Consider the following 24,399-nt stretch of genomic DNA (forward strand, 5'->3'; position numbering starts at 1 on the left):
TTTTTTATTTTTCTAATTTTTGCAGTGATTTTTGAAGTTGCTTATCTAATTCTTTTTTTATTGCTGCCTCTGGGGCGTAGTGTTTCTCCCAATCAGCCGGTTTTAAAACTTTATGGGTCACAGGATCAAAATGGGCCTTCCCATCGGGAAACATTTTACCCATATTGGACTCATGCACTGTTTCAAAAATCGGTTGTGGGTCAACACCCATTAAAACAAAGGAGCCATAAGTAAAGTAAAGTAAATCTGTCAAAGCATCAACTTGACCGACCATTGGGGTTTCAGGATGTTCTTTGGACTGTACTTTTATGGCTGCGCGGTCAATGGCAGAGTGTAAATCCATCAAGGATTGAGTAAATTGACCCTTTTCACCCTGGCTAGCCGCATATAAGAATTCAACTAGTTCTTCAACCTTAAAGTCAGCTCGATGACTAGCTTCCTTCAGAGAATAGCCGCGCGGTGTTTCGACAGTATCACCATCCATAACGCGGTGGAAATCTTTAACCTTGTTAAAGTTCTCATCACGACTCTTAAAGCTTTTTTCAACATCTAAATGAATCAAGCCGTAATGCGCAAGAGCTTTTGAAATACCCCCATTATTATTTGAGGCTGTAACAAAGTGAGCACCTTCTTTAACTAACTCATCGGCATTGCCCATGGCAACTCCGACTCCCACACCATTTAACATCTCCACATCATTATCGGAATCGCCAAAGGCCATTACTTCAGATAATTCAAAACCAAACATTCCACCTAGGCGTTCAATCCCTTTGATTTTTGATTGCTCCATCGAAATGAAATCAATGGAATAGGGACTACTTCTGGTAATTTTGACGTAGGGAAATTTTTCGATAATTTCATTTGTTTCTTCCACTGAAGCAACCATAACAACCTGATAAATTGGTTCACGCATGATTGTGACAAGGTTAGTGAAACTTTGTGGTTTAACCCGACGAATCAAGTTTTTAAAACTGCTCTCAACTGTTGTGACCATACTCTTGGGAACAATACTTGAGACAACCTGTCCAAACTGACTTGTCCCCATATCAATAATTCGAGAACCGGCTAAACCAGCTACTGTACCTAAAGAGACCTCTTTTTTCTTTTCACTGGCATAACGAATGATTTTATAGACTAGTGATTTTGGTAATTGATTTTGATAGAGAATTTTATCCCGTGTTAGAATAATTTGACCATTATAAGTTACCGCGAAATCTATCCCAAAGTTCTCAAGAAAAGGCTGCACAAAACCAGGCCCACGACTTGTCGCTAGGCCAACCATGATCCCTTGACTTTTTAAACTTCTAATAGCTTTCTGAGTTGTTTTTTGAACATTTTTTCGGTCATTCAATAATGTCCCATCAATATCAAAAAAAACGGCTTTAATTGTCAAAACTTATTTTACTCACTTCTCTTTATGATAGAATAGATTATAACATAAAATTGAAGGAAGTATGACAAATAATGAAACAAATTTTGGTCTTACATACTGGTGGAACAATTTCTATGCAATCTGATGCATTTGGAAAAGTCGCTCCAAACCAAATTAATCCAATGACCCAAATTGGAATTGAACTTGAAAACATCCAATTAAGTGTTGTTGATTTCTTAAACTTACCAAGTCCTCATATTAGACCTGTTCATATGCTTGACCTTTATCTGAAAATTAAAGAAGTGGGGGATAACTACGACGGCGTCGTAATTACCCATGGAACGGATACCTTAGAAGAGACAGCCTACTTCTTAGATACCATGAAAATTCCCAATATTCCCATTGTCATTACTGGTGCAATGCGGAGTACCAATGAAGTTGGGAGCGATGGCATTTATAACTACTTAACCGCACTGCGAGTTGCTAGCCATGACAAAGCAAAAGATAAAGGAGTTTTAGTCGTTATGAATGACGAAATCCATGCCGCCAAATATGTCACAAAAACACATACCACCAACATCTCGACCTTCCAGACACCTACCCACGGACCTCTAGGTGTGATCCTTAAAGACGATATCCTTTTCTTCAAAACTGCTGAACCGCGCGTCCGCTTTGACCTTAAGCAAATTTCTGGGACTGTACCAATCATCAAAGCATACGCCGGAATGGGCGACCAAAGCATCCTCAGTCTCTTAACACCAGATAATATTCAAGGCTTAGTCATTGAAGCCCTAGGCGCTGGTAACATTCCTCCATTAGCTGTCCCCGAAGTTCAAAAATTACTGGAGTTAGGCATCCCCGTTGTACTTGTCTCTCGTTGTTTTAATGGAATAGCAGAGCCTGTCTATGACTATATTGGTGGCGGAGCTAGCTTACAAAAAGCAGGTGTTATGTTCGTCAAAGAGTTGAACGCACCAAAAGCACGCCTAAAACTATTAATAGCTCTCAATGCTGGTTTAGAAGGCCATGAACTGAAAGAATACATTGAAGGCTAGTCTTTTATAATAACAAAAAAATTGAGACCAAAAGTCTCAATTTTTTTGTTATGGTAATGAATTACCAGCACTTCGGTAGATATCATACCACTCTTCACGAGTTAGTTGAACATCATATGCACGTGCAATTTTTGAAAGTCGTTCTGGATTCATTGAACCAGCAATAGTTTGCATTTTCGCTGGATGACGTAGTATCCAAGCCATGACAATTGCCTCATCAGAAACTTGATATTGAGCAGCTAAATTAGCAATGGTTTGATTTAACTCTTCATAATCTGGGTTACCAGCAAAGAGACCCTTGTCCAAATCAATTTGGAAAGGAGACCAAGCTTGGATAGTAATCTTATTCAAACGGCAATACTCAACAACACCATTGTCATGATCAATTGACGCTTGATTACGCATATTAACATTGAATCCAGCATCAAACATAGGCGTATGAGCAGGTGATAATTGCATCTGATTCACTGCTAATGGTTCATTCAGATAAGACTGTAATAAAGCAATTTGATGTGGATTTTGGTTGCTGACACCGAAGTGTTTCACTTTGCCAGCTTTTTCTAATTGAAGGAAAGCTTCTGCCACCTCTTCAGGTTCAACAAGTGCATCTGGACGGTGCAAGACTAAAATGTCTAAATAGTCTGTATCAAGACGTTCTAAAATACCATCAACAGATGATAGAATATATTCTTTAGAAAAGTCATAAAAGCCTTTTCTTATCCCACACTTAGATTGTAGAAGATATTGGTCACGCGAAAGTCCAAGATTCTTAGCAGCATCTCTAAAACGAATTTCAGATTCCCCACCTCCATAGATATCAGCATGATCAATGAAATTAATCCCTTCATTAATTGCTGTTGAAATTACTTTTTTAGCCTCTTCTACTTCTAAAGCCGCCATTCTCATACAGCCAAGTGCAATACGCGATCCCTCAAGACCTGTTTGCCCAATTATCTGATTGCTCATAGTAGTCTCCTTTTCATTTAACTAGTCTTATAAGTATACCATTTTTTGAAATCGATTTCCCACTCTAGCCTTTAGTCTGAAAGATTAATCAAAGCTACCTTTTTCACTAAGATTGGGAAGAATAGCTTGCCAACGGTCATCCTCTTGCCAAGCCACTTGCGAAACAATTTCACTGGCAATTCTTCTAGCTTCTTCTAAGATATTGTAATCTTCGACAATATCAGCGGTCTTAAATTCTGGTATCCCTGACTGGCGCGTTCCAAAAATTTCACCAGAACCACGCATCTTCAAATCAGCCTCCGCTAAAACAAAACCATCTGTCGTTTCTGTCATAATCCTCATCCGTTTTTTACCAGAATCAGTTTTTGGATTTGCCACTAAAATTGCATAGGACTGCTTATGACCACGTCCTACCCGACCACGAAGCTGATGTAATTGACTAAGACCAAAACGGTCAGCATCCATTATCATCATTATAGTTGCATTCGGAACGTTGACACCAACCTCAATAACAGTCGTTGACACCAGCAAATCAGTCTCTTTATTCTTAAAGGCTTGCATGATAGCATCCTTGTCTTCATTCTTCATTTTCCCGTGCATCAAGGCAATTCTGGCAGACTCTTTAAAGTAGTCTTTCAACTCACTCTCAAGAGCGACAGCATTTTTTAAATCCAGTGCCTCGGACTCTTCAATCAAAGGAGAGATGACATAGACTTGAGCGCCTTGGGCAATTTCATCCATAATCCAAGGCAAAACCTTATCTAACTCTTGATGTTTGACCCAACGGGTCACAATCGGCTTGCGCCCTGCAGGCAGTTCATCAATGATTGACACATCCATCTCGCCGTAGGCGGTAATGGCTAGCGTACGAGGAATGGGCGTAGCCGTCATCATAAGGACGTCTGGATTGTCACCTTTTTCTCTAAAAATTCGTCGTTGCTTAACCCCGAAGCGGTGCTGTTCATCGGTTATTACTAGTCCCAAGTGGTGATATTGAACAGCATCTTGAATCAGCGCGTGGGTACCTACAATCATATCCACTGATCCGTCAGCAATGGCTGCTAAGGCTGTTCGTCGCTCAGCTACCTTCATTCCCGATTTTAAGATAGCTATCGAAAGATCAGGAAATAGTTGGCTTAGACTGTCATAATGCTGCTCAGCGAGGATTTCTGTAGGAACCATTAAGGCTGATTGAAAGCCGGCAGTGTATGCGGCATACATGGCTAGACTAGCAATAACTGTTTTCCCTGAACCAACATCTCCCTGTAAAAGACGGTTCATATGTAGGCCCGATTTCATATCGGCTAAGATTTCTCTAAGACTTTTATTTTGTGCGCCAGTTAATGGAAAAGGTAGGTTGGTAATGACGGCATTAACAGCTTCCTGCGAAAAGTTGATGGCTAAACCTGAGCTTTCAGATTTATTAGCCACTTTTAACAACTGTAAATGCATTTGGAAGTAAAAGAGTTCTTCAAATTTAATGCGACGAAGAGCTAATTTGTATTCCCTTAAATCTTTTGGAAAATGCATGGCTCTGATTGCATCTTGTCGAGGCATCAGTTTGTATTTTTGAAGAAGTAATGCTGGAATATTTTCTTTAATTTGGTCCAAGACATTTGCATCAAATGCAGCTTTGATTGCTTTAATTAGAGCAGTTTGGCTAACTCCTTGAACTGTGTGATAAACAGGTTGCAAATCATCTTCTAGAGACATCAGAAATTTCATGCCTGTAAGCGCAGCTTTTTTCTGATCCCATTTCCCAAAAATAGCTACTTCCTTATCAATTTCAACCTTATCAGCTAGATAGGGCTGATTAAAGAAATTGACCGCAATCACTAGCTCGTCTTGTTTAATTTTAAAGGAAAGACGATTCCGTTTGAAGCCATAATATTGGACAGTTGCTGGCGTCACCACTTGTCCAGTTAAGACAGCCTTCTCACCATCTTGCAAGTCGAAAACTGACTTACTCTTGAAATCTTCATAACGAAATGGATAATAGATCAATAAGTCTTCAATGGTATATATCTCTAATTGATGAAATTTTTCTGCAGACTTGGGGCCAAGCCCTTTCAATTCTGAAATTGGTGATTGTAAATTCATATATCTCTTATACCCCTCATCATTAATAAAACTCTTGTACCTATTATACAAGAGTTTTGCCAACTTTTCAGTTAAAAGTACTTTCTAGGCACACGGTCACTTAAGACACAGAGAACTTCATAATTGATTGTTCCACGTTTGTCTGCGACATCCGTTGCTGAAATTACGGAAGACCCATCTTGCCCAATCAAGGTTACCTTGGTTCCAATTGGATAAACCTTAGGTAATCTGATGGTTACCTGATCCATTGACACGCGTCCGATAATCTCACAGGCTTGTCCATCAACTAAGACAGAGAAACCTTGCATATCACGCGTCCAGCCATCGGCATAACCAATTGGAATTGTTCCAACTACTTCTGCTTCTTTGGCTTGATAGGTGGCCCCATAACCAACTGTATCACCTGCATTAATTGTCTTCACATGGACTAAACGAGTTTCCAAAGACAGCGCAGCAGTTAATGGATATGGTAGGTCTAAATCAGTTCCACTCGGGTTCAATCCATAAATCACAATGCCTAATCGGACTGCATTAAAAATGGTTTCACTATGCCAAAGACTCGTTGCTGAATTACTAGCGTGCACCAGCGCAGGCTTATGGTCCAATGATTCTACTAACTCTGTAAAGAAGTGTAACTGTTGTTTGAATTTGTCAGCGTCAGCTTCATCGGCTGTTGCAAAATGAGTGAAGACGCCATCAATATGGCTATCTTCAGCTAAGAGCGCAGCAATCAAGGCGTTAGCCTCAGAAAGACTACGAACTCCAATCCGACCCATGCCAGAATCAACCTTGAGATGGACATGCAACTTGCTTAGGTCTGCTCCGCTTTGCTTAGCATCTTCAAGCCACTCCAGACTTGAAACAGTTAATGTCACATTGTTCTCAATTGCCAAGGCTAGCTGATCAGCTAAGATAATCCCTAAAATTAGAATTTCTTTTGTGATACCAGCCTGGCGAAGCTCCAAAGCTTCATCCAAGTTGGAAACACAATAAGCATCTATATCTGGATCAATAGCTTTAGCTACTTCGACTGCTCCGTGTCCATAGGCATTTGCTTTGACTACTGCATAGGCTTTTTTGCCCGTTGGGATATGAGATTGAACTTGCTTAATATTGTCTTTTATTGCATTAAGATTTACTTTGGCCACAGTTGGTCGATGTAAACTTGAAATCATTACTCTTCCTCCAAAATCACACTTGCTTGAACATAATCACCACTATGAGAAATACTAACAAAACTATTTCCATTAAATGGAGACCGACTGATGTAAGGGCGTCCCTTTTTATCAGATAATACTTCAATATGATGGAAACTTAACTTGCCAATACCTGTTCCTAATGCTTTGGAAAAAGCTTCCTTAGCTGACCAACGTCCTGCTAAATAAGTGATTTGGCGCTTACCAGTTAATCCATTAAAGATAGCAAGTTCATTTGATGTTAGAACTTTCTGGGCAAAACGTTCATTTCGTCTAAAAGCTTTTTCAACAGCAGAAATCTCTTGTAAATCTATACCATGTCCAATAATCATTTTTTATCCTAAATCAATGTATTTGTGATGATAAACCTCGGAAGCTGGGAATTTTCCCAGCTTCCTTTGTCTTATGTGTTAGAAAAATCTGGCTTGTCTTAGTAGTTTTTTCTTCCATGACAATTTTTAAATTTCTTACCTGAAGCACATGGGCAAAGATCATTTCGTTTAACACCAGAAAAATCAAGAGCTCCCTCAGATTCTTGACCATTACCTTGCGCAGCAATATTGTGAGCTGCTGTCGTTGTTGCATGATGGGTTGAACGTTCACGTTCTTGTTCATGAATCTGTGCTTTCATCATCGTACGTGTTACATCAAATTCAATTGCTCCAATCATTGCTTGGAACATCATGAACCCTTCAGCTTGGTATTCGACAACCGGGTTATTTTGCGCATAACCACGTAAACCAACTGCATTACGTAATTGATCAAGAGCATCGATGTGTTCTGTCCATTTGTTATCGACAATCATTAATAACAAGACTTTTTGGAACTCTAAGATAGCTTCTTTATCATGTAATTTTGCAATTTGACTTTCATAGATAGCCAAGGCTTTCTCGTAGAGATAATCCTTAATTTGCTCATCTTTCATGTCACGAATATCTTTGACTGAAATACTTTCTTCAGGAACAATATTAGTTCTTGCAAAAGCAACAATAGCATCCAAAGCATCTTTACGGTTGCTCCGTGAATGTGCTTCTAAGGTACGTTTAATAGTACGCTTAATCATTGCTTTTATTTCTGGACCAAGGTCACGGTTTGCTGTGATAACATCACGACGGTTAGCATAAATGATTTCACGTTGTTCACGCATAACATCATCATATTGAAGGACTTGCTTACGCGTGTCATAGTTATTACCTTCAACACGTTTTTGTGCTGACTCAACTTGGCGTGCTAACATGCCTGATTTAATAACAGTATCTTCTTCATCAAGGCGCATGCGATCAAGAACTGATTTAATTCTATCAGAACCGAAACGTCTCATTAAGTCGTCTTCTAGTGATAGGTAGAACTGAGACTCACCTGGGTCACCTTGACGACCTGAACGTCCGCGCAGCTGATTATCAATACGGCGACTTTCGTGACGTTCGGTACCAATCACACAAAGTCCACCTAATTCACGAACACCTTCACCTAGCTTAATATCTGTACCACGACCGGCCATGTTGGTTGCAATTGTTACTGCTCCACGTTGTCCAGCATTCATAATGATTTGAGCCTCTTTAAAGTGATTTTTAGCATTCAATACTTCATGAGGTACGCCTGCTTCAACCAATTTTTTTGAAATATAATCACTGGTTTCAACGGCGACTGTACCTACAAGGACTGGTTGACCTTTTGTATGGCGCTCTTTTACGTCGGCAATTACTGCTCTAAACTTAGACTCTAATGTTGGATATAATAAATCAGTATGGTCAAGACGAGCTACTGGACGATTTGTCGGAATTGGAATGATGCGCATATTATAAACTTCGCGGAATTCTTCTTCCTCAGTTTTTGCTGTACCAGTCATCCCTGCCAATTTTTTGTACATACGGAACATATTCTGGTAGGTAATTGATGCGCTAGTCTTAGATTCTTCTTGAATCCGAAGACCTTCTTTAGCTTCAATTGCTTGGTGAAGACCATCAGAGAAACGACGACCTTCCATTGTACGACCAGTAAATTGGTCAACAATTAAGATTTCCCCATCTTCACTAACCACGTAGTCAATGTCTAAAAGCATGATATAGTTTGCACGCAAAGCATTGTCTACGAAGTGGGTGAGTGCAACATTCTCAATGTCATAGAGGTTATTAAGTTTGAAATAATTTTCAGCCTTATCAATCCCAGAGTCACTTAAACCAATTGTTTTGGTTGGAACATCAATAATATAATCATCCTTAGACAATGTTTTAACAAACATATCTGCATGCATATATAATTGGTTAGTTTCTGAACTAACAGCACCTGAAACAATCAATGGCGTTCTAGCTTCATCAATTAAAACTGAGTCAACTTCATCGACTAAAGCATAACTAAGTGGTCTTTGAACCATATCTTCTTGCCGAACAACCATGTTATCACGAAGGTAATCAAAACCAACTTCTGAGTTTGTTGAATAAGTGATGTCACATAAGTATGCTTCACGTTTTTCAGCTGGAGATTTAGCAGCCAAGTTAATCCCAACTGATAATCCTAACCAACTATAAACTTCACCCATTTCAGTCGCATCACGTGTTGAAAGGTATTCATTTACGGTGATAACGTGAACACCTTCACCGGCAAGAGCATTAAGGTATACAGGCATAGTCGCTGTTAACGTTTTACCTTCACCAGTACGCATTTCAGGGACGTCACCATTATGGAGGACAACACCACCCATGATTTGGACACGATATGGATAAAGACCAAGAACACGTCTTGCTGCTTCGCGAACAACTGCAAAAGCTTCTGGTAATAAGTCTTCAAGACTTTCACCATTTTGATATCTTTGTTTAAATTCGGGTGTTTTAGCTTGCAAATCTGAATCAGATAGAGCCTCCATTTGATCAGCATATGCTTCAACTTTTTTTGCTATTTTTTCTAGTTTTCTTATTTCGCCTTTGTCATTTTCAATGACTTTGCGTAAAATATTGGCCATCCTAGTTCCTTTCGAGTGTCTTATCAGTTCATTCTAACATAATTGGGCAGTCAGTTCAAGAAATCCCACCAATTGAAAAGAGAAAAGAGCCTTGTTATCATCCCTTTTCTCATCATTTTCATATTACAAAAAATTTTAATCTTTACTTTTGATTTGGATGACTAACAATCAACTCCAGCTGACCTTCAAACGACCAATTCTTAACATCATTTGGAAGGATAAAATGCATCCCTTTTTCTAGGGGGTAGGACTTATCACCAACTGCTAAGTGGCCTTGACCAGATAATACTGAGACAAGTAAATAAGGTGCTGTTTGACGCATACTAACAATCTGATTAATCGACCATTTATAAACTGTAAAGAACGGATTAGATACTAAAGTAGTAGTAACAATATTGTCCATCACCATTGTGGCTGGAACACTATTTTCTGGTTTACCAATCGTTAAGACATCAATTGATTCTTTAATATGTAAATCTCTTAAATTACCCTCTGAATCCTTACGATCAAAGTCATAAACACGATAGGTTGTATCACTCGATTGTTGCGTTTCAAGAATCATAATGCCTTTGCCGATGGCATGCATTGTTCCACTCGGCACATAGAAAAAGTCACCAGCTTGAACAGGAATCTTCGTTAATAACTGATCCCAAGCTCCCGCTTCGATTAATTGAGCAAGCTCTTCTTTTGATTTTGCATTATGACCGTAAATTATCTCTGAACCTGGCTCCGCTGAAATAATATACCAACATTCTGTCTTGCCAAGTTCGCCCTCATGTTCCAAGCCATAAACATCATCAGGATGCACTTGAACACTTAACCAATCATTGGCATCAAGAATTTTGGTTAAAAGAGGAAAGACTTTTTCACTAGGATTACCAAATAAGTCAGGATTTTCAACATAAACTTGATCCAATCCTTGTCCTTCAAATTTCCCATTAGCAATTTTTGAAACCCCATTTGGATGAGCTGAAATTGCCCAATACTCCCCAGTTGTTTCAGTTGGAATTTCGTAATTAAAAATTTCTCTTAATTTAGTCCCACCCCAAATTTTATCATGCATACAAGAGTTTAGAAAAAATGGTTCTGCCATAATATACCTCATTTCATTGTCATCTATAATACGTCTATTATATCATTTTTTTATAGAGTCAGCTTGATCGATCTGAATTTGAATAAGTTTCGAATAGAATCATTAACAATAAATTAGTTTCTAACCTTAAAAGTCTAGACCAATCTATTAGAATTTCAAATATTATCTTTTAATTTTACAAAATTCTAAAAGGAGTAACATCACGTTACTCCCCGTCTTGTTTGGACTGCATAAGAATTTTCTCTCTCCTTAAAATTCTTATACAATTTAATAATAGCCTAAAATTGTTAGTATGTTAAGTAAAAAAATATTTTTAAAGGTGAATGCTCAAAAATGATTGTTTGCAATAATTTAAATAGTTAATTTTTGTCATTTATCACCCATTTTTACTAGCTTAAATTAGTCCGCAATGATGGTTTCATCAATCTCGTAAGCACTCTTATCTGCCACTTCTTTCATCCAGTAACCTGATTTTTTTAATGCTTTGACTTGTGTGTGGATATTATTTGTCACCAGACCATAACGGTTACGATAGGCATTAGCCCAACTCCAACAATCAATTGGTGTCCACAAGTGATAGCCTAGACAGTTACTACCTTCTTCCATTCCTTTGTGAAGCCAATAGAGGTGTTCTTTGATGAATTGAATCCGGTAGTCATCTTCAATTAAGCCATTTTGGTTAATATAGCGTTCTTCACGAGAAACACCCATTCCATTTTCACTGATATACCAGTCGATATTGTCATAATTATCCTGAATATCCTTAGCAATATCATATACAGCCTTAGGATAAATTTCCCAACCCTTATCAACATTCATTCGAGCCATTGGCATTTCATAGGATTGCCAGAATTTTGTCGGAAGAAAATCAACTGCTAAACTATTTGATGAATATTTTGGTCTTTGTACACGATTTGGATGATAGAAATTAACACCTAAGATATCAATGGTATTTTCCTTAATAATCGCCAATTCTTCAGTATTTGTTTGCCAAAGAGCACCTTCTTTAATCAAGATATCAACTAATTCTGGAGTGAACTCACCTTTACTACTAGCATCCATAAAGAGACGGTTATACCACAAGTCAGCTATATGAGCTGCTTTAAGGTCTTCTGCTTCTTGACTAGCTGGATATGCTGGCGTCAAATTAAGGATAATCCCAATTTTTCCGTCCAAATTCAATTGACGATATTTGGCAATCGCTTTGCTGCTAGCAAGCTGGAGATTGTAGGCAACTTGAACTGCCGCTTTACCGTCGACTTTTTTAGGATAATGGAACTGTTCATAATAACCACCTTCAACAACTACTAAAGGTTCATTGTGTGTAAACCAATATTTGACACGGTCGCCGAACAGCTGGAAACATTTTTCTGCAAACCCTGCAAATAATTCAACAACATGCTTGTTCTCCCAGCCTCCGTAAGTGTGCAATAATTCAACAGGTAAATCAAAATGGTGTAAGTTCATGAATGGTGTTATGCCTTGGGCTATGAACTCATCAATAACAGCGTTATAGAAATCAACTGCATCTTGGTTAACGGTGTTGGTTTCCAGATCATCAATCAACCGAGACCATTGAATAGATGTACGGACAGTGTTGAGGCCACAGTCTTTCATCAATTTGATATCATTTATGTAGTCATGGTAGAAATCGGAAGCTGTGTCAGGTCCAACTTGATTGTAAAAGTCTTGAGGACTAGTCGCATACCAATAGTCCATCACATTTTGGTGTTTTTTTTTGAAATTTCCTTCTGACTGAGGTCCACTTGTTGCAGCTCCCCACCAAAAATTCTCTGGAAATTGTAATGTTTTCATAGTTTCTCCTTAAAAGAGGAAGTCGATGTCATGTCAACTCCCTCTTGATATGTATTATAACGATTGGTCGCTACGATCAATCATTTTGAGGAATGGGAACCAAATTAATCCAATCACAACAACTTGAACCAACTGCAATAATGACCCCATAATTGAGTTAGTAGCTAAGAATCCTGAAATAAAGATTGGCATTGTCCATGGTACTTGAGCACCTGTTGTTAGAGGCACTATACCACTAGCAAACCCTAGGTAAGCAATAATGACTGAAACAATTGGTGCTAATAACCAAGGGATAAAGATGCTAGCATTCATAACAATTGGTAAACCAAAGATAACTGGTTCATTTACGTTGAAGATACCAGGTCCTAAGGCAAAGCGACCAACTTCTTTATATTGTTTATGCTTCATAAAGAATGCCATAATTAAAACCACTATTAAGGTCGAACCAGAACCACCTAAACCAACTGTAAAAGTATCCATGAATGATTTAGTAACAATATGACCATGTTTAGCTAAAGCATCAGCCCCTTGCTGGGTTAATTGAGCATTATCTAACATGTTTGTTTGCCAAAACGGCTCAAATACAGAATTGACAATAACTTGTCCATGCAAACCAAAGAACCATAAGAATTGAACAAAGAAGAGAGCTACAATTGTCGCTGGTAAACTTGTTCCTAAACCAGTCAATGGCTTTTGGATAAGATTATAAATGACATCATGTAGATTGGTTTTAAACAAGCCAACCATAATGGCATTAACAATTAAGAAGGAAAGTAATGTCCCAATTGCTGGAATTAAAGCTGAGAAAGATTTTGAAACTGCTGGTGGAACACTCTCAGGCATTTTAATCGTAAAGCCTCGTTTTGTTAAATAGACAAACAATTTAGCAGCTAAGAATGAAGCAATAATACCTAGAAACATCCCTTTGGCACCAAGGCGATCAAGACTCAAGGCACCATTTGCAGTTGCAGCAACTTTACCATCTTCACCAAAGACATCAAAGAAAAAGGGTGTTAGAACTAAGAATGAAGCTAGGGAAACAACTGCAGCATAGATACCTTCTTCCATTTCTTCTGCTTTAGCCATATAATAACCAATTCCTAATGAAACAAAAACAGTCATAATCGACATAGTTGCACTTTGACCATTTCCAAATAGAGTTGAAAATTGTGCTTTTAAACTATCTGGCCAAAACGGTAGATTATTGAAAACAACAATCAAAGAACCAAACATTGTCAACGGAAAAGATAGCATGAAAGCATCACGAAGGACTAATAAGTATTTATTATTCCCTAAAACTGTTGCCACAGGCAAGACCTTTTCACTTAGCATATCCATAAATTTATTCATGGTAATCTCCTTTAAACTAGTGAATAGTATTTTTTATGTAAGGCTATTATACCATGTTTGAAATTTATTTCAATACTAATTTTTATATTGGAATTTATTTTAATTCTTGATTGACATAAGCTGCTAATATTTCAGAGAAAATTGAAAACTGAAGACGATTATCCAATTGATAGAATTCACCGCTAGTATTGGTTAATTGTTGCAAATTCGAAGGTAACACAAATAAGTGGTCAGCAAAGTCACGGACATATGGATTATCGACCATAGTTAAGATAATTATTTTAGCACCTACTTCTTTTGCTGCTGTAAATAATTCTTGAAAATCCTTATTACCCGAAACAGTATAAAAAATCAAAACATCATCTGCACTTAAATTACGAGCTAGATAAAGCATCTTGGTCTTACTAGTAATACTTTCCGTATAAACATCCTGATAAAGCAAGAGATAAACCAACTCCTCGGCCCGCAAACCCGAACTCCCAATTCCGAGAATTCTGACTCTACTAGCTTCAAGAATAATTCGTGCCACCTGCTGTAAATCTTCTTCTTTCAGATGCCCCTGAATGACATCAATAGTATCCCGATAGTTTGACAAAACTTGATCACGGACCGTTGCACCTTCAGCAAGCTCCTTGCCTGGTTTGTCTTTTGCATAATTTTCTAGGTCCATTTTGAAATCGGCCAAGCCTTTATAACCAATTTTTTGGGCTAGACGAACCAATGCAGCTGGCGAGGTATTCATCACCTTAGCTGCCCCTTGTACACTATTTTCCGTTAAAAATTCTGGATTTTGTATTAAATAATTAGATATTTTCTTATCTGTTTTAGTCAGATTTGTAAATTGAACAGATATACGTTCTTTAAAGTCCATTTCTACTCCATTAGTCATTTTATACTAAAATAGTATCATCTCTTGGAAACAAAAGAAAGAGAAAAACCACTTAAAATACTGTTTAAGTGGTTTTTCTGATTATTGACCAGCTACTAATTTAGCTAATGCAAAATTTCCAAGAGTAGCGGAGCCATTTTCAGCAATTGCTGGTGTAACAATGTAATCTTTCAAGTCAGGAACAGGTAAGTAGCCTTGCATTAATTCCTCAAAAGCTTGATGAACCCGAGTGACCATATGTGACTGTGCCATCACACCGCCACCAAAAACAATCACTTGTGGACGATAGAGCATGGTCGCTTGCAATGCTGCTTGAGCAATGTAAAAGGCTTGAACATCCCAAACGGCTGAATTTTCTTCAATTAGCTCGCCACGAATTCCAGTTCTTGCTTCCAAACTTGGTCCAGCTGCCATGCCTTCCAAGCATCCTTTGTGGAATGGGCATACGCCAGTAAAATTAGTTTCAATATCATTTGTATGAGCCATCACATAAGTATGACCAGCTTCAGTGTGGCCAAGCCCCCCGATGAAACGTCCATCCTGGATAGCCCCAGCACCAATGCCAGTTCCAATAGTATAGTAAACTAAGCTATCAACACCTTTACGTACCAGCATTTCTCCATATGCCGAACTGTTAACATCAGTTGTGAAATAAACGGGTACTTGTAAGGCATCTTTAATTTTTCCAAGTAAATCAACATTTGCCCAGTTTGGCTTAGGGGTTGTTGTAATGTAACCATAAGTTTCTGATTTTTCATCTATATCAATCGGACCAAAAGAACCAATGGCAAGCCCTACCAAATCATCTTTAAAGTCTTGGAAAAAAGCAATAGTTGCAGCAATGGTTTCTTCCGGATTGGTAGTTGGAAACTGTCCCTTAGCAACTATTTCTAAGTCATCATTACCAACAGCACAAATAAATTTTGTCCCACCAGCTTCTAAACTTCCGTATAATTTTCTCATTTTATCTCCTTTTATGAAGCGTTTTCTTCTTTTTATTATAGGTGTTTCACTCATGTTAGGCAAGTTAATATCAAAAAATTTTCATAATAAAATTGCTAAATAGATAACAAAAAGGCTAGTTTCCTAGCCCTTCTATTACTTTACAGTGATAATTTCTTGACCTGTTGTTAAAGCTTCTGAGTCATGAAGTATAACTTTAGCATAATCTGCTGTATTTGTAACAATCACCATTGTCGTGTCATCAAGACCAGCTGAAGCAATTCGAACTGAATCAAAACGACCTAATAAGTCACCTTTTTTAACTTTTTGACCAACCTTAGCTACTGCTTCAAAACCATCGCCTGCCATTGAAACTGTATCAATACCAATATGAATAAGTACCTCTGCACCTAAATCAGACTTAATTGCAAAAGCATGACCTGTTTCGAAAGCAACTTCAATAGTTCCATCTACTGGAGAGTATACAGCATCTCCGCTTGGCTTAATAGCAATTCCTTTACCCATCGCTCCTGATGAGAATACTGGATCAGTTACTTGATCAAGGGCTTGATAAGTTCCTTCTAAAGGACTAACAATTGTTTCTTCTTTTAAACTTGACTGTGCATTTTCAGCAATTGGTGCTTGTGCTTCTGATGATAAAGCAACAGTTTCTGTTGCTTCCTCTTCCTTGTAACCCCAAACATAAGAGATAGCAAAGGCAACTGATAAACCAGTAAGAAGAGTAATGATATAAGGAATTAATTGTCCATTTAAGTAAAGTAATGTTCCTGGCAATACTGTAATACCAAAACCAGTCCCAGCAAGATTAAATAATCCGGCAACCCAACCAGCTACTGCACCACCAAGTAAACCTGAGACAAATACTTTTGGATAACGTAAGTTAACCCCAAAGATAGCTGGCTCTGTAATACCTAGTAAGGCAGAAAATGTAGAAGGGAAAGCTAATCCTTTAAGTTTAAGTGATTTTGTTTTAACACCAACTGCTAGAGTTGCTCCAGCTTGTGCAGCAGTAGCTGCTGTTAAGTAGGCATTAAACGGATCTTTTCCAGTATTGGCAATTAATTGAGCTTCAAGGAAATTGAAGATATGGTGAATACCTGTTACTACGATTAACTGTTGGATACCACCAATAATCAAACCAGCAATCCCAAATGGTAAATGGAGAACTGCTTGAGTACCAGCTAAAACAACATTTTCAAGTGAGTGGAAAACAGGACCAATAACAAATAAACCAAGGGCACTCATAATCGCAAACGTTAAGAATGGTGTTGCTAATAAATCTAAAGCTTCTGGTACTTTTTTATGTAACCATTTTTCAAGCTTGGCACCAACTAAACCAACGAAGAAGGCTGGTAGGACTGTTCCTTGGTAGCCAACAACGGGAATAAAACCAAAGAAAGTTAAAGGTTTAACATCACCACCTGAGGCAACAACCCATGCATTTGGTAATTCATTTGAGACAAGCATCAAACCAAGTACGATACCAATTAGTGGATTCCCACCAAAGACACGAAAGGCAGACCAAGCAACCAAGGCTGGTAAATAAACAAATGCTGTATCAGTAAGGATGCGTGTATACATTAAGAAGTTTTCACCATAATGATGAATACCTAATAAATCCATAATTGCAGGTTGTGTAACTAAACCACGAACTCCCATGAATAAACCAGTCGCAACAATTGCTGGAATGATTGGGACAAAAACGTCACCAAAGGTACGAATTGCACGTTGGAACATATTTCCTTGTTGGGCAGCTTCGGATTTTTGTTCACCAGTAGATGCAGTTGGTAAACCAAGTGCTGCCACTTCATCATAAATTTTGTTAACAGTACCTGTACCAAAAATCATTTGATATTGACCAGAGTTGAAAAAGGCACCTTTGACTTTTTCAATGTTCTCAGCTTTTTCTTTATCAATTTTGTTTTCATCAATAACCATGACACGTAAACGCGTTGCACAGTGTGCGACACTTCTAACATTTTCACGACCACCAATTGCATTAATGACTTCTTTTGCAATTTGTTTGTTGTCCATTCTGCAAAATCTCCTTTAATTTTTAAGTGAAACCGTTTCACCTCTTGTATATTATTTTAGCATGTCAAAAATATATGTCAAGCGTTTGACATATATTTCTTTATTTAGCTATTTATTGTTGATTTTACGGAGGAAAACGTTTAATATAATAGTATATAATAAAATGAAAGAGAGCCAATATGGAATTACCAAAAGAAGTCCGTTATAAGCCCTATGACCAATGGACAAGAGCAGAAATTGAAAAAATAGAGGAACGTGTCAGTCAATCTCCTTGGCACTGCACCTATCATATTGAAGCAAAAACTGGCTTGTTAAATGACCCTAATGGCTTCTCTTATTTTGATGGGCAATATCATCTCTTCTATCAAAACTGGCCATTTGGTGCAGCTCATGGATTGAAACAGTGGGTTCATCTGGTGTCTAAGGATCTTGTCCATTTTACTGAGACAGGAAGTAAATTGCTGCCTGACCATGCAAATGATAGTCACGGAGCTTACTCTGGATCAGCTTATGCTATCGGCGAAAAACTCTTCCTTTTTTATACAGGAAATGTTCGTGATCAAGATTGGGTCCGCCATCCCTTACAGGTTGGGGCTTTTATGGATAAAGAAGGTCATATTGAGAAATTCGATCAGGTCTTAATCGAACAGCCTGGAGATGTGACAGATCATTTCCGCGATCCCCAAATTTTCAAATTTCACGAACAATTCTACGCTATTGTCGGCGGTCAAAATACAGCTAAGCAAGGCATTATCAAACTGTACAAAGCTGTGAATAATCATGTTGATAACTGGCAATTTGTGGCTGATTTGGATTTTGATAATAGTGGAACAGCCTACATGATTGAGTGTCCAAACTTGGTTTTTGTTGATGGGAAACCAGTACTCATCTTTAGTCCACAAGGCTTGTCACGAGAGGAGTTAAACTATACTAACATCTACCCAAATACATATAAGATTTTTGAAAGTTTTGATCCAGAAAATGGGAAATTAATTGGCCCAGGAAATTTAGAAAATCTAGATTTTGGATTTGAAGCCTATGCTACGCAGGCTTTTAACACGCCTGAGGGAAAAGCCCTAGCTATTTCTTGGATTGGTTTACCTGATATCAACTATCCAACTGATCAATATGACTATCAAGGCGCAATGAGCTTGGTCAAAGAATTACATATCAAAGATGGTAAACTTTTCCAAAAACCTGTTGAAGCAATTAAATCCTTAAGAGGAAAAGGCCAAGAATTTGTCAAGCAAACTTCAACATCAAATTGCTATGAATTAGAATTACAAATTCCTGCCAATCAGACTACTCAGCTAAACCTTTGTGTAATGGGTAATAATCGTGGGCTTAAGCTAATTGTTGATACTGCATCAGGTCGATTACAATTAGATCGTAGTCAAGTTGGTCAACAATATGCATTAGAGTTCGACACTGTAAGAACTTGCCAAATTCCTAAAGAAGATGTTACACTTAATATCTATCTTGATCAGTCAACCGTTGAAATTTTTGTCAACAATGGACAAAGTGTTTTAACAAGTCGTGTCTTTCCATCAAAAACAGAAACAGGAATTTCAGTAATAGAAGGTCAAGTTTCAGGTAAATATTACGAAATGAGGAAATGATTTTGGTTGCAAAATTAACTGATGTAGCTGAATTAGCTGGTGTTAGCCCTACGACTGTTTCTCGGGTGATAAATAAAAAAGGTTACCTTTCTCAAAAAACAGTTGATAAAGTGAAAGCGGCAATGAAAGAATTAGGTTATCAACCTAACAATCTTGCCAGAAGCTTACAAGGAAAATCTGCTCAATTAGTGGGATTAATTTTCCCAAATATCAGTAATATTTTTTATGCAGAGCTTATCGAGTATCTTGAAATAGAGCTTTTTAATCATGGTTTCAAGACAATTATCTGTAACAGCCAAAGCAATCCCCAAAAAGAAAAAGAATACTTGGAAATGTTAGCAGCCAATCAAGTCGATGGCATCATTTCATCAAGTCATAATTTGGGTCTAGAGGATTATGAGCGAGTAGAGGCGCCAATAGTTGCTTTTGACCGGAACCTAGCTCCCAATATTCCGATAATCTCCTCAGATAATTTCCAAGGTGGAAAATTAGCTGCGCAAACCCTACAAAAGTACAAATGTCAAAAAATCATCATGATTACAGGGAACGATAATTCTGATTCACCGACTGGTCTAAGACAATTAGGTTTCTCTTACCAATTAAAAAGAAAAGCTGAAGTCATAAAATTACCAAACAACTTATCGACTATTCGACGAGAAATGGAAATTAAGTCTATTTTAGGAACAAGACAACCTGATGGTATCTTTGCTTCTGATGATTTGACAGCGATATTAATTATGAAAGTCGCTCATCAGTTAGGTCTTAAGGTTCCAGAGGATGTAAAAATAATTGGTTATGACGGCACAGCTTTCATTGAAAATTACTATCCACAACTGACAACAATCAAGCAACCTATCGAGGAGATAGCAAAATTATCTGTCGAAATATTGCTTAAAAAAATGAATAAAGAAAAAACCAGTAAGGATTATATCTTACCCATAACTCTCTTACCTGGTTCAAGTATATAAAAAGACTGAGGATAAAATTACTTATCTTCAGCTTATTTGTTATTTAAACAAAATAAATATTATTACTTTTCCTAGTATCAGGTATGTCTTGTAAATTCGTCTTGGAGTTTTTTAATACATTCACTGATTTCTAAAATGTTTTTTTAGAGAATAAATGAATACTAAAGGTTGATTTTCACACCTTCTTGTGAATCCGAAATTTCAGAAATATCTTCAATATTTTTCTTCAATAATCAATACTTATAAAGTTCTTTATTATTTTTTTCTAATACGAAATACCATAAGGTATAGACAAAATACTTAACTCGTAATGTTTATTTGCATTCTTCTATTAAACCATGATGACATTTTTTTCAAAGAGGCTGGACGGGAAAAATCACTTTGAGGAAACATATAGTGAACTAGACATCCGTATTAAAATAAAAAAGCAGTAACTACAAGAGCTACTGCTTTTTTTTATTCAGCTTTTACAAATTGGCTGAGTAAGCCGTTTATAAATTTTGCAGATGTTTCATCAGAATATTTTTTGGCGATCTCAATGATTTCGTTCAATGCAACACGGTCAGGCGTTTCTTCAAAATATTTAATCTCATAAAGACCTAAACGTAACATTGTTTTATCTGACAAAGTAAGTCGTTCAATTGACCAACCTGTTTTAAGGTTTTCTGTGATTAATTGATCCAATTCTACTTTATGGTCATTAACACCATTTACTAAATTTAATAAGAAAGCAGGGACATCTGATTTCTCCCCTTCTTCTACAATCTTATCATAATCATATGCAAACTGAGAAGCTTCTAAGAATTCGCCTCCTATCTCCATATTGAACAAAGCTTGAAAAGCACGTTCTCTTAAATCACGTCTCGAATTTTGAAAACTTTTAGTCATCCAAAAAATCCTCATCGAACAATGATTTCATATCTGGTTTTGGCATTTTTTCTGGAACAATTCCTTCAACATGAATATTCACTGTTGAAATTGTTACTTCTGCCATATCATATACTGCCGATTTAACTGATTTTTGAATAGCAACTGAAACAGTTGGTACTTTTACACCATATTGAAGATACACATAAATATCTGCATTAACAGTTCCATCTTCTTCAGTACGAAGATAAACACCTTTTCCTAGACTAGATTTATTAAAACTATCTGCCATTTTTTTGTTATGAAGTGAATGAACGCCATCAACTTGTGTTGCGGCAATCCCAGTAATCACTTCAAGAACGCGAGGTGAAATTACGATTTCACCGATATTTTCACTGATCATAGCATTTCCTTTCTGTTCACAACCTATTGTTGATGAAACAATTAAGCACGAGAAACGTAAGTACCTTCTGTTGTGTTGATTACAAGTTTTTGTCCAACTTCGATAAAGTCTGGTACGTTAACAACAAGTCCTGTTTCAAGAGTTGCTGGTTTACCTGAACCAGTAACTGTTGCACCTTTAATAGATGGTTGAGTTTCTGCAACTGTTAATTCAACAGTAGTTGGAACTGTAACACCGATTACTTCATCTCCGTAGAATTGGATTTTTACATCTGAGTTTTCTAAGATGTAAAGCAATTCTTGCTCAACGTTTGCTACAGGAATTTCATATTGATCATATGTATCTGTATTCATAAAGTAAGCTGTATCATCCATTTTATATAAGTATTGAGCTGGAACAGTTTCAATAATTGCTTGTTCGAATTTTTCATCAGGACGGTAAGTTGTATCAAAAGTTGATCCAGTACGTACATCACGTAATTTCATACGCATGATAGTGTTACCTTTACCTGGTTTATGGTGACTTGCATCAAGAACGCGAATTAATTTGCCTTCTGATTCAAAAGTCATACCTGCTCTTAGCTTACTTGCTTCAATCATTATTATTACCTCTTACTAAAATATTTATCATCTCATTTTACCACAACTAGTGACTATTCTCAAATCTTTTATGTCCATGGAAGCATTCAAATAACACTTTCATCATTACCCTCTGCATATGAATCAACTTAATTCGACTCTTCGCCACCCAGCTTAATTTCTGGGACATCATGTTGTTGGTAAACAACGCCTTTTTTCTCCATCAACTCAATTGCAAATGGGTGAGGGCGATAATGGGCCTTATAGGTGATGGCCTTAATTCCTGCTTGTAAAAGGGCCTTGGTACAGTTGATACAAGGGAAATGAGTCACATAAAGTTCTGTTCCAGCAGTTGAAATCCCCTCTTTGGCACATTGAATCAAAGCATTCATCTCAGCATGAACCGTCCGAATGCAATGCCCATCCTCCATATAATGACCAGCTTCATCACAATTATCAGTCGCCGAAACACCACCATTATATCCGGTCGCAATGATTCTATTATCCTTAACTAAGACAGCCCCAACATAAGCCCGATCACAAGTCGAACGTTTAGAAATTAACTCGGCATTAGCCATGAAGTAATCTTGCCATGATAATCTTTCTTCCATCTTTTTCCTCTTTCAAATTGCAGAGCTGATTAGTTTATCACAATCAATTCTTTTGGTGCTAGTGTTAAAACTTGGCAACCATCTTCAGTTAGCACTAAATCATCCTCAATTCGGACACCATAGAGATTATCCAAATATATTCCAGGCTCGTCAGTCACAACCATACCAGCTTGTAAAATCTTGTCACTTTTCGTAAAATATGGATTCTCGTGGATATCAAGTCCGATGCCATGCCCAATCCCGTGTGTGAAGTTGGGACCATAGCCAGCATTAGAAATGACCTCACGTGGAATACGGTCGAAGTTGGTGTAGGTCATGCCAGCACGCGCTTTTTTGATCAAAGCCTTATTGGCCTCTAAGGTAATCTGATAAATTTCTTTTTCTTGGTCTGTCGTTTGACCAATATGGATGGTCCGCGTCATGTCACTGACGTAATGGTCGTAGTAACAACCAAAATCCATGGTCAAGCTATCACCATTATCAATAACTTTATTGCTGGCACGGCCATGTGGCATTGCTGAACGATGACCTGATGCTGCTATCGTTTCAAAGGAAGTTCCTGAAGCCCCATAATGACGCATTTGAAAATCAAGAAAGTTTGCGACATCCAATTCTGTTGTTTGCCCTGGTTTAATGTAATCAAGAACATCAATAAAAGCCTTATCTGAAATTGAACAAGCTTTTGCAATTGTTGCAATTTCACTAGCATCTTTAATGATACGTTGTTCTTCAATATAACCTGACTGTGCTTGTAATTCTATCCCTGAAAATTGAGCTTGTAAACTTTGATAAAAAGCAAAGCTAATTTCGTTTTCAAAAGCTAAGTGCTGACACTTATCAGCTCGTAAAATAGTTAGAATCTCTTTTAATGGCGTCCGACTTTCAATAATATCAAAATGTTTAACCTTGTTTTTGGCCATCAAGGTGTACCGGGCATCTGTAATAAAAATACTTCTCTTTGGTGTCACTAATACTGTTGCTGCCGTTCCTGAAAAACCAGTTAAATAATAAATATTTTTAAGATTTGTAATTAAGATAGCTTCTAATTGACTACTTACTAATCGTTTTTTTAAAGTCGCTAAACGACCACTTAAAAAGTCTTCCATTTTTATTCTCCTGTACACATTACTTCCCTTTAGTTTACCATGATTTAAAAGCTTTTGAAAGTTATCTTCCGTCGTTTTTAAAGAATGTATTATAAAATGAAGACAAAGGACTTTGTCTTCATTTTATAATACTTTTCTTGATGGTCCAGACTTGGTATGGGCTCTTTCTGATTACTAGAAGTGCAATTAAAATGGTCCACCGGAGTATTTTAATCATCGAAATTTCATTGTTGAATTTTTAATTTATTATGATTTTCTAAATGATTCTAAAGTTTATTAGTAAAAAGAAATATTAATATCATTTCAACACTTTGTATACAATCTTATATTTAATCATAATAAAGCTTAGCAAAAATATACTTTTCAATGTGGTGTTAATACTTGAAAACAAGAGTTTTCAAGTACAGGGATTTTTTAGAACTACTAAAAAGCTAGGCATGGAATTTCTTGATTTT

The 24,399-nt window shown here is 37.2% G+C and carries 19 protein-coding genes and 2 pseudogenes; 3 read left to right on the top strand and 18 right to left on the bottom strand.

Annotation, left to right across the window (positions count from 1 at the left end; all coding sequences use genetic code 11):
* Nucleotides 1-4 precede the first annotated feature (4 nt).
* Nucleotides 5-1,393 (bottom strand): Cof-type HAD-IIB family hydrolase, encoded by a 1,389-nt coding sequence (locus MKY69_RS08685; protein WP_003107598.1) that lies wholly within the window; start codon nucleotides 1,391-1,393, stop codon nucleotides 5-7.
* A gap of 71 nt (nucleotides 1,394-1,464) precedes the next feature.
* On the opposite strand from MKY69_RS08685, the gene MKY69_RS08690 reads away from it, so the two are divergent.
* On the top strand, nucleotides 1,465-2,427 hold the full coding sequence (locus MKY69_RS08690) for an asparaginase (protein WP_003106022.1): 963 nt from the start codon (nucleotides 1,465-1,467) through the stop codon (nucleotides 2,425-2,427).
* A gap of 48 nt (nucleotides 2,428-2,475) precedes the next feature.
* Here MKY69_RS08690 and MKY69_RS08695 read toward each other — a convergent pair whose 3' ends face one another.
* The 12 genes and pseudogenes from MKY69_RS08695 to MKY69_RS08745 all read right to left on the bottom strand — a co-directional run.
* A complete protein-coding gene (locus MKY69_RS08695) occupies nucleotides 2,476-3,393 on the bottom strand; it encodes an aldo/keto reductase (RefSeq protein WP_003107599.1) in 918 nt (305 codons plus the stop codon).
* Nucleotides 3,394-3,477: 84 nt separating this feature from the next.
* Nucleotides 3,478-5,520 carry an ATP-dependent DNA helicase RecG gene (gene recG / locus MKY69_RS08700; RefSeq protein ID WP_340791908.1) on the bottom strand — a complete coding sequence of 681 codons (2,043 nt, stop codon included), beginning with the start codon at nucleotides 5,518-5,520 and terminating at the stop codon, nucleotides 3,478-3,480.
* Nucleotides 5,521-5,564: 44 nt separating this feature from the next.
* Nucleotides 5,565-6,668 (bottom strand): alanine racemase, encoded by a 1,104-nt coding sequence (gene alr / locus MKY69_RS08705; protein ID WP_004347379.1) that lies wholly within the window; start codon nucleotides 6,666-6,668, stop codon nucleotides 5,565-5,567.
* Nucleotides 6,668-7,021, bottom strand: a complete 354-nt coding sequence (gene acpS, locus MKY69_RS08710; RefSeq protein ID WP_003102702.1) for a holo-ACP synthase — start codon at nucleotides 7,019-7,021, stop codon at nucleotides 6,668-6,670. The genes alr and acpS overlap by 1 nt, the downstream gene beginning before the upstream one ends.
* 98 nt (nucleotides 7,022-7,119) lie before the next feature.
* Nucleotides 7,120-9,648, bottom strand: a complete 2,529-nt coding sequence (secA, locus tag MKY69_RS08715) for a preprotein translocase subunit SecA (protein ID WP_003107601.1) — start codon at nucleotides 9,646-9,648, stop codon at nucleotides 7,120-7,122.
* Nucleotides 9,649-9,790: 142 nt separating this feature from the next.
* Nucleotides 9,791-10,741: a mannose-6-phosphate isomerase, class I gene (gene manA / locus MKY69_RS08720; protein ID WP_003107603.1), complete on the bottom strand. Its 951-nt coding sequence runs from the start codon at nucleotides 10,739-10,741 to the stop codon at nucleotides 9,791-9,793.
* A gap of 399 nt (nucleotides 10,742-11,140) precedes the next feature.
* On the bottom strand, nucleotides 11,141-12,556 hold the full coding sequence (locus tag MKY69_RS08725; RefSeq protein WP_003107604.1) for a glycoside hydrolase family 1 protein: 1,416 nt from the start codon (nucleotides 12,554-12,556) through the stop codon (nucleotides 11,141-11,143).
* A 54-nt stretch (nucleotides 12,557-12,610) separates the two neighbouring features.
* Nucleotides 12,611-13,906, bottom strand: coding sequence for a PTS sugar transporter subunit IIC (locus MKY69_RS08730; RefSeq protein WP_062806807.1), 1,296 nt, complete (start codon nucleotides 13,904-13,906; stop codon nucleotides 12,611-12,613).
* 94 nt (nucleotides 13,907-14,000) lie between these two features.
* Nucleotides 14,001-14,777, bottom strand: a complete 777-nt coding sequence (locus tag MKY69_RS08735) for a MurR/RpiR family transcriptional regulator (protein WP_003103815.1) — start codon at nucleotides 14,775-14,777, stop codon at nucleotides 14,001-14,003.
* A 99-nt stretch (nucleotides 14,778-14,876) separates the two neighbouring features.
* Nucleotides 14,877-15,758 (bottom strand): fructokinase ScrK, encoded by an 882-nt coding sequence (scrK, locus tag MKY69_RS08740; RefSeq protein WP_003104428.1) that lies wholly within the window; start codon nucleotides 15,756-15,758, stop codon nucleotides 14,877-14,879.
* Nucleotides 15,759-15,893: 135 nt separating this feature from the next.
* Nucleotides 15,894-16,352: pseudogene (locus MKY69_RS10585) on the bottom strand (PTS sugar transporter subunit IIA); the annotation flags it as partial.
* A gap of 68 nt (nucleotides 16,353-16,420) precedes the next feature.
* Nucleotides 16,421-17,792 (bottom strand): annotated as a pseudogene (locus MKY69_RS08745) (sucrose-specific PTS transporter subunit IIBC); the annotation flags it as partial.
* Nucleotides 17,793-17,971: 179 nt separating this feature from the next.
* On the opposite strand from MKY69_RS08745, the gene MKY69_RS08750 reads away from it, so the two are divergent.
* The gene (locus MKY69_RS08750; protein ID WP_003102626.1) at nucleotides 17,972-19,411 is read left to right on the top strand and encodes a sucrose-6-phosphate hydrolase; all 1,440 of its coding nucleotides are present in this window, start codon (nucleotides 17,972-17,974) and stop codon (nucleotides 19,409-19,411) included.
* A 2-nt stretch (nucleotides 19,412-19,413) separates the two neighbouring features.
* Nucleotides 19,414-20,379: a LacI family DNA-binding transcriptional regulator gene (locus MKY69_RS08755; RefSeq protein WP_037620040.1), complete on the top strand. Its 966-nt coding sequence runs from the start codon at nucleotides 19,414-19,416 to the stop codon at nucleotides 20,377-20,379.
* Nucleotides 20,380-20,835: 456 nt separating this feature from the next.
* Here MKY69_RS08755 and nusB read toward each other — a convergent pair whose 3' ends face one another.
* The 5 genes from nusB to MKY69_RS08780 form a co-directional block, all read right to left on the bottom strand.
* Nucleotides 20,836-21,267 carry a transcription antitermination factor NusB gene (gene nusB, locus MKY69_RS08760; RefSeq protein ID WP_340791519.1) on the bottom strand — a complete coding sequence of 144 codons (432 nt, stop codon included), beginning with the start codon at nucleotides 21,265-21,267 and terminating at the stop codon, nucleotides 20,836-20,838.
* Entirely contained in the window at nucleotides 21,260-21,649 is a 390-nt protein-coding gene (locus MKY69_RS08765) for an Asp23/Gls24 family envelope stress response protein (RefSeq protein ID WP_003102745.1), read from the bottom strand. The genes nusB and MKY69_RS08765 overlap by 8 nt, the downstream gene beginning before the upstream one ends.
* A 41-nt stretch (nucleotides 21,650-21,690) precedes the next feature.
* Nucleotides 21,691-22,248, bottom strand: a complete 558-nt coding sequence (efp, locus tag MKY69_RS08770; protein ID WP_003104307.1) for an elongation factor P — start codon at nucleotides 22,246-22,248, stop codon at nucleotides 21,691-21,693.
* Between the two features lie 128 nt (nucleotides 22,249-22,376).
* On the bottom strand, nucleotides 22,377-22,838 hold the full coding sequence (locus tag MKY69_RS08775) for a deoxycytidylate deaminase (protein ID WP_003105453.1): 462 nt from the start codon (nucleotides 22,836-22,838) through the stop codon (nucleotides 22,377-22,379).
* 29 nt (nucleotides 22,839-22,867) lie between these two features.
* On the bottom strand, nucleotides 22,868-23,944 hold the full coding sequence (locus tag MKY69_RS08780) for a M24 family metallopeptidase (RefSeq protein ID WP_340791523.1): 1,077 nt from the start codon (nucleotides 23,942-23,944) through the stop codon (nucleotides 22,868-22,870).
* Nucleotides 23,945-24,399: the final 455 nt, after the last annotated feature.

It is taken from the genome of Streptococcus sp. FSL R7-0212 (assembly GCF_038007985.1).
Taxonomy (GTDB): domain Bacteria; phylum Bacillota; class Bacilli; order Lactobacillales; family Streptococcaceae; genus Streptococcus; species Streptococcus parauberis.

Coding starts and splice junctions, on each gene's coding strand:
- MKY69_RS08690 (WP_003106022.1), top strand. CDS start 1,465: ATGAAACAAATTTTGGTCTTACATACTGGTGGAACAATTTCTATGCAA.
- MKY69_RS08695 (WP_003107599.1), bottom strand. CDS start 3,393: ATGAGCAATCAGATAATTGGGCAAACAGGTCTTGAGGGATCGCGTATT.
- alr (WP_004347379.1), bottom strand. CDS start 6,668: ATGATTTCAAGTTTACATCGACCAACTGTGGCCAAAGTAAATCTTAAT.
- acpS (WP_003102702.1), bottom strand. CDS start 7,021: ATGATTATTGGACATGGTATAGATTTACAAGAGATTTCTGCTGTTGAA.
- secA (WP_003107601.1), bottom strand. CDS start 9,648: ATGGCCAATATTTTACGCAAAGTCATTGAAAATGACAAAGGCGAAATA.
- manA (WP_003107603.1), bottom strand. CDS start 10,741: ATGGCAGAACCATTTTTTCTAAACTCTTGTATGCATGATAAAATTTGG.
- MKY69_RS08725 (WP_003107604.1), bottom strand. CDS start 12,556: ATGAAAACATTACAATTTCCAGAGAATTTTTGGTGGGGAGCTGCAACA.
- MKY69_RS08730 (WP_062806807.1), bottom strand. CDS start 13,906: ATGAATAAATTTATGGATATGCTAAGTGAAAAGGTCTTGCCTGTGGCA.
- MKY69_RS08735 (WP_003103815.1), bottom strand. CDS start 14,777: ATGGACTTTAAAGAACGTATATCTGTTCAATTTACAAATCTGACTAAA.
- scrK (WP_003104428.1), bottom strand. CDS start 15,758: ATGAGAAAATTATACGGAAGTTTAGAAGCTGGTGGGACAAAATTTATT.
- MKY69_RS08750 (WP_003102626.1), top strand. CDS start 17,972: ATGGAATTACCAAAAGAAGTCCGTTATAAGCCCTATGACCAATGGACA.
- nusB (WP_340791519.1), bottom strand. CDS start 21,267: ATGACTAAAAGTTTTCAAAATTCGAGACGTGATTTAAGAGAACGTGCT.
- MKY69_RS08765 (WP_003102745.1), bottom strand. CDS start 21,649: ATGATCAGTGAAAATATCGGTGAAATCGTAATTTCACCTCGCGTTCTT.
- efp (WP_003104307.1), bottom strand. CDS start 22,248: ATGATTGAAGCAAGTAAGCTAAGAGCAGGTATGACTTTTGAATCAGAA.
- MKY69_RS08775 (WP_003105453.1), bottom strand. CDS start 22,838: ATGGAAGAAAGATTATCATGGCAAGATTACTTCATGGCTAATGCCGAG.
- MKY69_RS08780 (WP_340791523.1), bottom strand. CDS start 23,944: ATGGAAGACTTTTTAAGTGGTCGTTTAGCGACTTTAAAAAAACGATTA.